Genomic DNA, 12,633 nt, shown 5'->3' on the forward strand with positions numbered 1-12,633 from the left:
TGTTGCCACTAAATAGAGATTGTCATGAGATATGCACCAACAGCTAATATTGCCTTAGATAAAAGAAAAGCTAAAATTAAAGATGGCGTTAAATGTTACCCTCTTAAAATTAGAGTAACGTTTGCAAGAGATAGTCGTTTTTATCAGTTGGATAAAGACTATAATCTCACTGATGATGAATTTGCTGTTTGGGAAACAAGTAGAAAAGGGGAGATTATAGCAGCTCGCAGAATGGCTATTAATCAACTTGCAAAAGCAAATAAAATATTAGATGAAATACGAGACTATTTTACATTTGATGAATTTAAAAGAATATATTATTCTAAAACTAAATCATCAAAAGATGTGTATTCTATATATGAAGAATATATAAACACCCTGAAACAGAATGCTCAATTTTCAACAGCAGGGTTATATACTACTTCATTAATATCATTGAAGCAGTACAAAAAGAATTTACATTTTAGAGAAATAACACCTGAGTTTTTAGAAAAATATGCTAAAACTTTTGATGATGGCATAATTCCAAGTGCATATGTAAGAAATCTTAGAACGATATACAATTATGCGATATCTAAGAAGGTAATAGATAAAGGAAGTTATCCTTTTGGTAAACATGGATATAAAATTCCGAATACACCAAGACGCAACATTTTTTTAGCTAACGAGGCGGCAAAATTACTTTACCAGTATTATGAGCTACATAAAGAGGATAAAATAAATTCTAAAATTTTAGCATTAGATATTTTTCTTTTCTCATATAATTGTAATGGAATGAATTTTTCAGATATAGTCAAATTAAAATTCAAAGATATTGATATTGACTTTGAAAATGAAAGATATATTTTATACGCAAGAGGAAAAACTATAAATCGAACAAACAATCCTAAAACAGTACCTATATATTTAAATGAAATAGTAGAAGATATAATTAAAAAATACACATATTCATATTCTAAAAAAGATGATTATATATTTCCTGTATTAATAGAAAATATGACTAATGAAGCAATTAGCATCAAGATTGGAGATACAAGAAGTCGATTTGATAAAAGGCTAAAAGACATTGCTTCTGAATTAAGCATTAATAAGTTTTCGTTTAATTATGCCCGACACACTTACATCACTGATAAGAAAAAAAAAGGACACTCTTATGAAACTATTAACGATTCAATTGGGAATAAAAGCATTGAAATGACAAGAGGATATGTTGACCAAAGTCAATTGCATATTTACAAAGAAATTAGCCAAGAAAATCTTAAAAAATTTGTTGGTGAAAACAGTGAAAATTTAGAGTCCTAACTTTCCGTTCCGAGCACACCTACTTGTTATAATAACTTTACAAATATTTTTTTAAGGATGGATAACATAATATTTGATTTTGATTTAACCCTAATTGACCGTTCTATATCAGACCAATATAGAAAGCAAAGAAAATGGAATAAAGTATATGAATTGATACCCCAATTTATACTATATGATGGTTTAAATGAAGTTTTTAGCTATATTAGGGATAAGAATATAAATATTGCAATTGTGAGTTTTGCATCCCAAACATTAATAGAAAAGACTGCTAAACATTTTAATATCCCATATACTTATATAATTTCAGGAAAAACAATTAAAAATAATAAACCACATCCAGAAGGAATGATTAAAGCATTAGAACTATTAAATTGTCATGAGAAGAATGTGATTTCATTTGGTGATAGTACCATTGATTATCAAGCTGCTTCTGCTGCCAATATTAGACATGTCGCATGTCTATGGGGGAGTAGTAAAAATGAAATTGAATTAAAAGAAAATGGATGTGAAATATTTATATCAAGTCCATCTGAAATCATTGATATATTAGGTTTATAAGGATTTTTTTGATAAAATGTATTTATTAATAAAAATCGGTCAATTTATTTTTTCTTTTTTGTCGGAAAACCCATCATTTTCAGAAACTCTTTTTCTTCATCAGATAAGTTATAAGTTAAGAATACGGTATAATTATCAGGACTGTCATTAATAATAATTAAATTAGGGTCTTGATTCTTTTTTACAGAATCTAAATCTTCAGGATTTATTATCAATTGATGATTAGCAATTATCCGAGCTAACCGATTTTCATCTAATGATTTTTTTATTTTTGTATCAAAAGAAGTTTCGATTACAGGAGCTTGTATAGAATCTCCATTTTTTATTTGTTGGTGTACAATTTTTTTCGTTTTTCTCCCTGTATTAGATAAGTTATATTCTGTTTCTGTTAAGTCCTTATAAACAAGAGTAACAATCAAAAATTTATTCGTTGTTTTATTAACACCATATTTTTCTATATCTTCTGTTGCAATAGAAGCTGTATGGTTAATATAGATATAGTTGGGGTTCTTCAAAAAATTGTCGATTTTCTTCCTTGCTGTACTATCAAAAGAAAGTTTTGTTGTATCAGTAATAGCGACCCTGAATATTTCAAATTTAGTTTGTGGCATTTTTTTCTATTTTCTTGAAAGAAATCAATATTTTATCTATAAGTTTATAACAATGTTTTAATGCTTCATCTCTATGCACTGAATCTAATCCTTCTATTTTATCAAGTAAAATTCTAATTACATCTTGTTTAGAGATACTTCTTTCTTTCTTATTTTCCCCATTAATAAACTTGTGAAAATGAGTATCCATAACATCTATTATGGGTGTAATAATTTCATTTTCATATTTATAATCTTCATATTTCTTATCAAAAACATCTAAATTTTTAAGTCCATGACAGTATTCATTAAATGAATCTATATATAATTGTTGTGGGAATAAATCTTCAAAAGTCCTTTCTGTATTATTACTTGGAAAAGCCTCATTAATTTCAATCCCAATCCATTTTTTTCCGTCTACCGTTTTTTTATACCCTTTTTTCTCTCTTTCTTTTACTGCTTCCTTGTCACTGTCAGTAATTACAATTCCTGAAAGATTCAAATTGTTGGAGCCTAAATAATTCAATGTTTGTGAGATGTTGCAAACACCATCAGCATTATAAATATTTAGCCATTCCAAAGAATGATATTTTTCTGTTTGAAACAACCTATGAAATGCTAATTTTTCAGTATTGCCTTCTACTACTAAATTAATATCCCCTATTAGAAAGCTATCATTCAGTAAAATACCTAATTCCTTTCTTAAAATCTGATATTTATTCAAATATGGCTTATTACTAATAGTCGTTCCCTTTGTTGAGGTCTTATCTATAAAATATAAGCTGTCAATGTTATTTCTAATGACTAAAAATGGATTGTGAGTTGTGTATAATAATTGAGAATTATCAGCTATATCATTAAACGAAATTAATAAATCCTTAGCACCCTGTGGATGGAGATTGTTGCCTGGTTCATCTAATAAAAGTATAGTTTTTTTCTCTCCATTTTTAACCTTCGAATATAGTTTATTGACCAAAAAGGAAAAATAATATCTGAAACCAGGACTCCGTTCTTCTATTGCAAAACTATTTTTTGAGTTATCTTGAATAATTAGAGTCAGTTTTTCATTTCTTGCTGTTTGTAATTTGATACTAATACTTTCGTCTTGTTTATAGTGTTTTTTCAATATCTCATTAAAATTATCTTCAAATTTAGATATAAGAGTTGCGTATCTATTGTGGTCATCTATATCTAACAACTCAATATTCTCACATCCTGATATATATAATAAACGCCTAAATGTTTCATATTTTTTATCCGTACCTAAAAGTTCTTCTAAACTTGCGGGTTCTAATAATAATTCTTCATTTTCGTAATATTCAATAGCTGGATATGCCGACAAATTGAATTGTTCTAAAAACTCAGGTTTATTACTAACAATGTCTAAAATGTTCGGAATATTGTAACTCTCCGCATCTGTTAATTGTAATGACATGTTTGACAATCCATTCCCCCACCTTTTTACTTGTAATAAAGAGTTAGTTGATGTTGATGGCATCCTTTCAACATATTCCATAAAGTTTTTTTCTTTACAATTCTTTTCTACTAACTCTTTTAGAGCGATGTAAGAATTGGGAGATATGTTAAACAGTCCCGAAATAAAGGGATAACCACCTGCAAGATAGCTCTTAGAACTTTTATTTAGATGATTAGAATTTAATTCAGTATCAAATAAATTTAAATAACTAATAGCTTGTATTACACTCGATTTTCCACATTCATTTTTACCAACAAAACAAAGCTGATTATTATTAATAATTAGATTAGCCTTTTTTATTGATTTAAAATCATGTATTTCTATTTCCGTTAATTTCATTTCTTATAATAACTAAGTTTTATAATAGGCACAATAATACCATTACCATATGGAGCAAATACCAAATCCTCACTATCTAAACGAGCAATAATACTTCTATTATTTTCTAAAAATAAATCTCTTTTTCTCTTCGCTTCAGCTAGGCTTCTTTCAAATTCTGTTTGGGTGTGGTTAACTGGTATTCCAGTAAAATATTCTGTCATTAACATAATATCGTTGGATTCTATTAAAAATTTAGTTGTCACAAATATAATGAAAATTTTAACTAAAACACACATTGTGTTAAAAGATATAATTCAGAATAAATATTAGCTGTTTATTACTAATTTTTTATCTTTGTTTCATGCGAAATGAGTTTAGAATAAATGAAATTTGTAAGAAAAAAGGTATTACTTTAAAACAGCTTGCGGAAGGTGTGAATATCCATCCCGTAAGTTTTACTCAGGCGTTAAGTGATAAAGGTAATCCAACTTTTGAAACTCTATCTAAAATTGCCTCTTTTTTGCGAGTTGATTTATCAGAATTATTTAAACCTTCAACACCAACAATAGAATTAAATAAATGGGAGATATACGATTCTAAGGATGTTATTACTTTTAGAAAGTTAGATGGTAAGTATGGGGCTTTATCCAATATGTCTAAACAATTTGGTGTAGAGTTGTTTGACATTAAATTTATTGCTTCTGAAATCTTATACATTATAGGAGGATTTAAAGATAAATCTATTCAGGAAGAATTACTTAAAGAAAATAATCCGACCAAAGCTAAACGTATATTTCGTCATGGAGATTATTTGAGAAAGTATTGGCGAAAAGATTGGAATAACTTCAATATAGATTGGATGAAATTCTGTATTATTCAAAAATATAAACAAAATCCACAATGGGTGGATTTACTAAACTCAACAAATGACAAGATGATTTTAGAAGATACTACTATGCAGACGGGTGTTTCATCTTCTTTTTGGGGAGCAAAAGACCTCCTTAGACGAACAATTCTTTCAAATAAACGTAACCTTTTGAAATCAAAGAATCTATCAAAGGGACAGATTGATATAGAATTAGAAAAAATTTACACGACTGTTGGTGACGGTTATTATCAAGGTGTTAATAATATGGGCAAACTCCTTACTATGCTCCGAGACAATAATGGTATTTTAAATTACACTTTGCCTAATGATATTTATATTTTAGGAAATAAAATTATTTAAGATTTCTCCCTAAATAAACAACGGTACCATAATTGATTGTTATTCAATGTGTTTAAATGCTTGTTTATACATATTTCCAATACATTTTTATTGTTAAATCAATAAATATACAGAATTATTAATCTCATTGTTGTCGTTAAATTTTTTTATTAATATATTTGTTTATATCGTGTCCGATTAACCGTGACACATTTTACTGCTCAGACTTCTTCAGTCAGAGGGATTTGAGAAAATCCATGTATGAATAAGTGTTTCGGCACATTTAAAAACTTATAAACATGTAGATTTTATAATCTTCAATAGGATAACAGTTCTTGTTGGTTTAGGCTGTTTTTCCATTATAACCAATTACAAAAATGAACCAACGACAATAAAGAGGTTAAAACCTCAATTAAATATAAATAAATATGAAAAAATTAGAAAAAGATAAATTAAATAAAGAATTAGAAACCCTTAGTAAAGAGGAATTAGAATGGGAAATTGATGGTATGTATGAGTTGGTAAATGAGTTCGATACAAGACGAGGTGAATATTATACAGAAGAGGAATACCAAGAGGAATACCCCCAAATAATTGAAGAGCTCAATATAATGATTAATTTGGTAAATAAATTATATTAAAACATTATAACATGAAATGATTAGATAGACATTGAAATATTAGGGCTGCACTCCGTATCAGATTGCAGTCCTTTTTAATTGGGTTTTTGTCCGTCAAAAGCTCAATAAATCATACGCCTCCATTAATTCCTCAGACCGTAAACCTAGATATTTTCTTGTAGTGCGGACATCGCTATGATTAAATAACTCAGATAATTTCACCAATGCTAATTCAGCATTAGAACCAGCATTATTATAAACCTGTCTGCCGAAACTTTTCCGCATAGAATGTGTGGAGAAATTCTTGATTTTTAGATTGTATTTTACCCTAATCTCTTTGAAAATTATATTTATTCTTTGTACCGAATAAACAGAACCTTTTTGGCTTGTAAATATAAAATCATTGATTGACTGAGGTTTTATTTCTTTATAGCAAGCTAGAATATGCTTTTTCAATTGGTCATTGATTTTGATAGTGCGTTGCTTCTTTGTCTTTTTCTCAATAATGGTTAATGTATCAGTGTCGAGAATATCACAAAACCGCAAACCCAGTATATCACTAATGCGAATGCCAAAGAATGAACCCAAAGCAATCAGTAAACTAAATTTATAGTTTTGGTCTTGGAATAGTTTTGAGATTAGTAAAACATTACTATCCCACTGTAAGTAATCTGCCGTTGTATTTTGAAATTTTAAACTCATAATAATATTCAGTTTTGTTGGTTAATCGTTGTTAGTGAATGCTTGTTTTGGTGTGAAATATTTAATTAGTAGTTTGTCAGCATTTTAGCTATTTCACTTATTGTAAAAGTGAATATTTTTATCTAATCTAAAATTGTAATTAGATTTTCATATTTGAAACTTCTCCATGTTTGTAACTCAATATCGAAGTAGGCTTGGCAGTTATAATACTTGCGAGGTACACCATAGCCATTGGTGTTATTGTTTACAACCCGTTCAAGTAGAGTTCCCCATGCTTCACGTATTGAACCATCTTTCTTTCTGTATAAGAAGTGAGCCGTTCCATTCATTAACTTGAACTGCAATGTTTCGATTAAGGCAGATGTTTGTAATGATTGAGTAAGGTCATAACCATTGATGACCATGTATGTTGCCCTGTTTAATAGAGCTAAGTTGTTGATATCTGTTTTCATATATTTAATACCATTTAGTTGGTTTATTCCATCCCATCATTTCATATAATTTATCAAGGGCATCGAATCTTGAAAAGCATGAGCAAACTTTATTCCCTTCAGAGTTCCAAATCCCCCAACCTGAGCCGCTACATCCGATACTATATTTTCTATTTTGTTTCATATTTCTATCATTTAATTACAATACAAATATATGACATATATTTAATATATGCAATTTAAATCAAGGGAAAATATTACTTTTATTTATTATTTGTCATATTTGTTGTATATTTGCAAAAAATCATAGAATATGGAAACTGAAAACAAACAGGAAAGGACAGTGATTCATCTTGAGATGGATGGGAAACACTATTATTTTGGCTCAATAGCTAATATTTATGAATATTTTGATAAAGATATAATTGGTATTAGTTATGGTAGTTTAAGAAATTATGGTTTATCACAAGAAAAGCCATATCAAAATAATAAGTGTATAATTCGTAAGGGAGTATTACTTGCGAAGCCGTCAAACAGAGGGCGTAAAAAAGAAGAATGACTAAATAACTAAATCAAATTCTATTTTGGATGAATTGGATAAAATAAAAAGCACCTACCAATAGAAATGTATATATCTTTGGATGCCTTATTTTTACACACAGTCACCCCCTGTATGAGTGCTTTGTTATTCTGAAATAATCGTCTATATTTGTATTTGTTAAGAAATTAACCTCTTAACAGACATATTTTATAGAAGCGTTTCGGCTTTTATCCTTGTATTGAAAACGACCAATTTTTAAAATCCGAAGGATAAAACAGTAACAAACGCTCATGCTTCGCATATATACTTCCTTGTATATAATCGAATAGCGTGGGGTGACTGTTTATTCGGATAGGGTGCTTGGTCGTACCTCAATACAGATAAACTGAACATTTCCCACGCTACTTCATTTAATAAACCTCTATTAGGGAAAATAGAGACCTAATTTCAATTTATGAAAAAATTACTACTCTCAATCTCACTCTGTTTTTTAATCGGGGGCAATGTTGTAGCACAAACTTATAGTGGAGGAGATGGTTCAGAGGATAATCCGTTTCTTATTTCTTCAAAAACTGATATGGAAACACTAGCTACAACTGTTAATAGTGGAAACTCTTATGCTGGAAAATATTTTTTGCTGACAAAGAGCCTTACAGAAGAAAATGATACAGTAACAACTATTGTAGGAACATCTTCTGCAAATTGTTTTAGTGGAGTTTTTGATGGTAAAGAGCATAAAATAGCTATAAGAATAGAGATGTTATCAAATAACAATATTCATTGTGGCTTATTTGGTAATGTACGGAATGCTCACATTAAGAATATTAGTGTTATCGGAAGTATATCATATTCTTCAAATTCATATTCTTATGTTGGAGGAATTTGTGGATATGCTTATTCGTCAATAATCACAAATTGTTATAATATGGCAATTGTATCATATTCATCTTCCTCATATTATTCTTATGCGGGTGGTATATGTGGATATGCTAATTCTGCAACTATAATAACAGGTTGTTACAATACAGGTAATATCTCGTCAAATTCCCACTCTAATTCGAATTATTCTTATGCGGGTGGAATTTGTGGATATGTAAACTCATCAACGGTTACAGATTCTCATAATAGTGGAAAGGTGTCCTCTCATTCTTCTCTTGCAGGTGGAATATGTGGATATACTGACTCAGCGACAGTTTCAAATTGTCATAATACAGGAAACATCACCTCTACTTCTACTACTTCATCCTATGCAGGAGGAATTTGTGGAAATGTTAAATCATCGAATGTTACAGATTGTTACAATACGGGAGATGTCTTTTCTTCCACTTCTTATTACTCGTCTTATTCCTTTGCGGGAGGGATATGTGGAGCTATTAGTTTATCAACAGTAATAAATTGTATTGCTATAAATACGACTATGACTGCTATAAAAACAGGAAGCAATAACAATTTGTATGCAGGTCGAATAATTGGGAGTAATGATTCCGTTACAAATTGCTATTCACTTTCTTCCATGAAAATAAATGAAGCAACAATAAACAGCCAAGATACGAATAGTAAGAATGGAAAGGATTTACATACATCTAGTGATATTTTTAATTTCATAGATGCAAATAAAATACTATATCTAGCAAATTTATTAAACGATGTCAAATATGGTGATGCTGTTAATTTAAATATCTCTAATCTTTCTTTGACTTATCAAATATCTGATGGTAATGTAGCTGAGATTATAGGGGGTATTTTGAAGACAAAAAAGTCTGGTTTTACTGTAATAACAGGGAATTACACTCATAATGGAAATAATTATAAGATAGGTTTAGATGTAAATGTCAATAAAAAAGAATTAGTAGTCCAAGCCGATACAATTTCCTCTATCTTTGGAAATATTCCATTATTCACATGCAAGTATGATGGCTTTGTGAATAATGAAGCAGAAGAAGTATTAACTAAATTACCATTATTTTCATGTAGTGGTACATCAACAAGCAATGTAGGAAGTTATCCTATTACGCTATCAGGAGCAGAAGCTGAGAACTACACATTTAGCTATAAAAATGGTCTATTAAATATATTGAAACGTGATTTAAAAGTAATTATTGATAGTATTTCAAGAACCTATGGAGATAACAATCCGACATTAACATTTTCTTATGACGAATTCGTAAATGGAGATACTCAAACAAGAATTTTAACCAAACCAACAATAACAACAATTGCTACAAAATTTAGCAATGTTGGTAATTATGAAATAATAAGCACAGGTGGTAATGCAACTAATTATAATCTTGTACATGAAGTTGGTAATTTGGAAATAACCAAAGCTATATTAACAGTGAAACCAAACAACGCAAGTAGACTTTATGGTTCTCCAAATCCCGAATTTACTTTTTCATATTCAGGGTTTAAGAACACAGATACAAAAGAAATAATATTGAAAGAACCTGAAATAATAACCGAAGCTACTATTTCATCTGTTGTCGGAGCATATCCTATTATTGGGGCAAATGCAAATGCTATCAATTACGATTTTATTTATGGACTAGGAACTCTTAATATAACAAAAGCTCCTCTTGTTATAAAGGCAGATTCTATCTCAATTATATATGGGGACATCCCCGAATTTACATGCAAGTACGAAGGTTTTGTGAATAGTGAAACCGAAGATGTATTGATAACTCAACCCTCTTATTCTTGCTATGGTACATCAACAAGTAATGCAGGGTCTTATATTATTAATCTATCTGGTGCAAATGCCGAAAATTACTCCATTTCTTATAAAACAGGATTATTGAATATACTAAAAAGGAATTTGCAAGTTATCCCTGATAATATGACAAAAGTATATGGAGATAATAATCCAACATTTACTTTATCTTATGAAGGTTTTGTAAACAATAATACAGCATCCAATATTTCCACAAAACCAACAGTAACAACCGCAGCAATAAGATATAGTGATGTTGGCAAATATGATATTATATGTTCTAATGGCTATGCTATTAATTATAATTTGATTTGCGAGGCTATCGGAACATTAACAGTCGAAAAAGCTCCCTTGATAATAACTGCAAATAATGCAAGTCGTTATTGGGGTGTTGAAAATCCAAACTTTACAGTTTCATATTCAGGATTTAAAAACTCTGATAGCAAATCAATTTTAACAGAAGAACCTCAAATATCATGTGAAGCTATTCGTTTATCTCCATCTGGACAATATCCAATTGTTGTAACAGGTGGTGTGGCATCAAATTATGATTTGATATATAAAAATGGAACACTAACTATTAATAAGAGTCTGCAAGCTGCAATAATGGGTTTAGATTATATTAATTTGAATTTAGTATCTGGTATGGAGAGTATATTGAAACTATCCGTTGAGCAAGAAGACCCAATGATGTCTTTCCAAACAGATATAACATTTCCCACTTTTGTTGAGATTGATATAAATAAAGTTTCATTATCCAACCGTTGTGATAATGCGCATATCCTTAATGTTGCAAAAATATCATCTTCTGTAAACACATATCGTTTCATGATTTATTCTCCATCTAACAAACATATTAATGGAAATACAGGGGAATTAATTTCTATTCCTTTTTCAATAAATTGGGAGACCGCACCAACCTATTATACAAGTTGTACCGCATCAACAAAAGGAGCATCTGCTGTTTTTTACATCTCAGAAATAGAAAAACCTGAAAAAACGATAAACAATGTTTCAAAACAATTCTATATACATGAAATGGGAGATGTGAATATTAACGGAACAATTACTATCTCAGATATTGTTGCAGAAGTGGATTACATATTAGGGAAAAAACCAAATCCATTTTTATTCGAAGCTGGAGATATGAATAAAAACGGAACTATTTCTATTTTAGACTTAACTCAATTGGTGAATGTTGTATTAACTCGTGGTAGCAGTTATGTATATAGTATGTTAAGAAGTAGTAATTCCGACTATGAATTATCTTTCTCTGATTTATCATTAAATTACGAGAAGGGTGATTTAACAGGTAATTTGATGCTTTCAATGAAAAACAAACTCCCTGTTATAGCCTTGAATTGGGACTTAATTTTACCTGATGGTGTAACTATTGATGAAGCCAATTTGCAACTACAAGAAGGCAGAGCAAGCCGAGCGACTCATACTATTGCTATGAATAAATTTGATAATGAAAATAGGTATCGGTTTATCATTTATTCAACTCAAAATAAAGCTATTTCAGGAAATGAAGGTGAACTTCTTTCAATACCTATCAAAATTGATGAAAATGTAGCATCTGGCAATTTTGAAATTGGTGCAATTTCTTCTAACTTGATATATATAGATAATGAAGAACAAAAAGAGGCTGTGGCATTAAATCCTCAATCTATACTTTCAATAAGCACTCCTTCAGGTATAGATAGTAATCAAGCTAATTTGGTTTCTATTTATCCGAATCCTGCAAAAGATTATGTAAGTATAAAATCTGATAGTAAAGTTGATAGGGTTGAGATACATAATCTAGTAGGTAAATTGGTATTTAGTAATACAGATAATTTGGAGAAAATAGATGTATCAATGCTACCTGATGGAACATATATATTAAGAACAACTATTAACAATAAGATTTACACCCATAAACTTATAATTTTGAAATAACAAGAAAATAGCATTATGGTTATTTAAGGGAGAAACTAAAAATTCTCCCTTAACTTTTTTTAAAATCCATTTACCCATCAGACCGAAAGAACTAAAATTTGGCATTCTTGGTATTGAATGTTTTATAATCAATTTTAAATAAGCATGTTGTGTGTTTTGTGGTTATTTTCTCTCCATTTTTCACTATACGAAACGTGGGGCGAATGCACATAAATACATTGATTTTTAAATAT

Annotated in this window: 11 protein-coding genes; 6 read left to right on the forward strand and 5 right to left on the reverse strand. The window is 29.5% G+C overall.

The features are described 5' to 3' along the window. Nucleotides 1–24 precede the first annotated feature (24 nt). Nucleotides 25–1,302, forward strand: a complete 1,278-nt coding sequence (locus tag D0T56_RS02165) for a phage integrase SAM-like domain-containing protein (RefSeq protein WP_163318490.1) — start codon at nt 25–27, stop codon at nt 1,300–1,302. Nucleotides 1,303–1,359: 57 nt separating this feature from the next. Then, entirely contained in the window at nt 1,360–1,863 is a 504-nt protein-coding gene (locus D0T56_RS02170) for an HAD family hydrolase (RefSeq protein WP_163318491.1), read from the forward strand. A gap of 44 nt (nt 1,864–1,907) precedes the next feature. Here D0T56_RS02170 and D0T56_RS02175 read toward each other — a convergent pair whose 3' ends face one another. Genes D0T56_RS02175 through D0T56_RS02185 form a run of 3 tightly spaced genes read right to left on the reverse strand, consistent with a single transcriptional unit; the run spans nt 1,908 to nt 4,472 of the window. Then, nucleotides 1,908–2,474: a hypothetical protein gene (locus D0T56_RS02175; RefSeq protein ID WP_163318492.1), complete on the reverse strand. Its 567-nt coding sequence runs from the start codon at nt 2,472–2,474 to the stop codon at nt 1,908–1,910. Then, complete coding sequence (locus D0T56_RS02180; RefSeq protein WP_163318493.1) at nt 2,461–4,269, reverse strand: ATP-dependent endonuclease; 1,809 nt, start codon at nt 4,267–4,269, stop codon at nt 2,461–2,463. The genes D0T56_RS02175 and D0T56_RS02180 overlap by 14 nt, the downstream gene beginning before the upstream one ends. Beyond that, the gene (locus D0T56_RS02185; RefSeq protein ID WP_163318494.1) at nt 4,266–4,472 is read right to left on the reverse strand and encodes a hypothetical protein; all 207 of its coding nucleotides are present in this window, start codon (nt 4,470–4,472) and stop codon (nt 4,266–4,268) included. The genes D0T56_RS02180 and D0T56_RS02185 overlap by 4 nt, the downstream gene beginning before the upstream one ends. 140 nt (nt 4,473–4,612) lie before the next feature. On the opposite strand from D0T56_RS02185, the gene D0T56_RS02190 reads away from it, so the two are divergent. Then, nucleotides 4,613–5,479 (forward strand): NADAR domain-containing protein, encoded by an 867-nt coding sequence (locus D0T56_RS02190; protein ID WP_163318495.1) that lies wholly within the window; start codon nt 4,613–4,615, stop codon nt 5,477–5,479. Nucleotides 5,480–5,886: 407 nt separating this feature from the next. Then, nucleotides 5,887–6,099: a hypothetical protein gene (locus D0T56_RS02195; RefSeq protein WP_163318496.1), complete on the forward strand. Its 213-nt coding sequence runs from the start codon at nt 5,887–5,889 to the stop codon at nt 6,097–6,099. Between the two features lie 93 nt (nt 6,100–6,192). On the opposite strand, the gene D0T56_RS02200 is transcribed toward D0T56_RS02195, so the two are convergent. Both D0T56_RS02200 and D0T56_RS02205 read right to left on the reverse strand, forming a co-directional pair. Beyond that, nucleotides 6,193–6,780 (reverse strand): tyrosine-type recombinase/integrase, encoded by a 588-nt coding sequence (locus D0T56_RS02200; protein WP_163318497.1) that lies wholly within the window; start codon nt 6,778–6,780, stop codon nt 6,193–6,195. Nucleotides 6,781–6,902: 122 nt separating this feature from the next. Further along, a complete protein-coding gene (locus D0T56_RS02205) occupies nt 6,903–7,232 on the reverse strand; it encodes an SH3 beta-barrel fold-containing protein (RefSeq protein ID WP_163318498.1) in 330 nt (109 codons plus the stop codon). A gap of 292 nt (nt 7,233–7,524) precedes the next feature. Between D0T56_RS02205 and D0T56_RS02210 the strand changes: the two genes are divergently transcribed. Both D0T56_RS02210 and D0T56_RS02215 read left to right on the forward strand, forming a co-directional pair. Continuing rightward, complete coding sequence (locus D0T56_RS02210; protein ID WP_163318499.1) at nt 7,525–7,770, forward strand: hypothetical protein; 246 nt, start codon at nt 7,525–7,527, stop codon at nt 7,768–7,770. A gap of 436 nt (nt 7,771–8,206) precedes the next feature. Beyond that, on the forward strand, nt 8,207–12,400 hold the full coding sequence (locus D0T56_RS02215) for an MBG domain-containing protein (protein ID WP_163318500.1): 4,194 nt from the start codon (nt 8,207–8,209) through the stop codon (nt 12,398–12,400). Nucleotides 12,401–12,633: the final 233 nt, after the last annotated feature.

Origin of the sequence: Dysgonomonas sp. 520 (assembly GCF_010501095.1) — a bacterium.
In the GTDB taxonomy this organism is placed as follows: Bacteria; Bacteroidota; Bacteroidia; order Bacteroidales; family Dysgonomonadaceae; genus QVMP01.

What these genes read in the sequence shown, in the direction of transcription:
- D0T56_RS02165 (WP_163318490.1), top strand. Translation starts at nt 25, where the DNA reads ATGAGATATGCACCAACAGCTAATATTGCCTTAGATAAAAGAAAAGCT.
- D0T56_RS02170 (WP_163318491.1), top strand. Translation starts at nt 1,360, where the DNA reads ATGGATAACATAATATTTGATTTTGATTTAACCCTAATTGACCGTTCT.
- D0T56_RS02175 (WP_163318492.1), bottom strand. Translation starts at nt 2,474, where the DNA reads ATGCCACAAACTAAATTTGAAATATTCAGGGTCGCTATTACTGATACA.
- D0T56_RS02180 (WP_163318493.1), bottom strand. Translation starts at nt 4,269, where the DNA reads ATGAAATTAACGGAAATAGAAATACATGATTTTAAATCAATAAAAAAG.
- D0T56_RS02185 (WP_163318494.1), bottom strand. Translation starts at nt 4,472, where the DNA reads ATGACAGAATATTTTACTGGAATACCAGTTAACCACACCCAAACAGAA.
- D0T56_RS02190 (WP_163318495.1), top strand. Translation starts at nt 4,613, where the DNA reads ATGCGAAATGAGTTTAGAATAAATGAAATTTGTAAGAAAAAAGGTATT.
- D0T56_RS02195 (WP_163318496.1), top strand. Translation starts at nt 5,887, where the DNA reads ATGAAAAAATTAGAAAAAGATAAATTAAATAAAGAATTAGAAACCCTT.
- D0T56_RS02200 (WP_163318497.1), bottom strand. Translation starts at nt 6,780, where the DNA reads ATGAGTTTAAAATTTCAAAATACAACGGCAGATTACTTACAGTGGGAT.
- D0T56_RS02205 (WP_163318498.1), bottom strand. Translation starts at nt 7,232, where the DNA reads ATGAAAACAGATATCAACAACTTAGCTCTATTAAACAGGGCAACATAC.
- D0T56_RS02210 (WP_163318499.1), top strand. Translation starts at nt 7,525, where the DNA reads ATGGAAACTGAAAACAAACAGGAAAGGACAGTGATTCATCTTGAGATG.
- D0T56_RS02215 (WP_163318500.1), top strand. Translation starts at nt 8,207, where the DNA reads ATGAAAAAATTACTACTCTCAATCTCACTCTGTTTTTTAATCGGGGGC.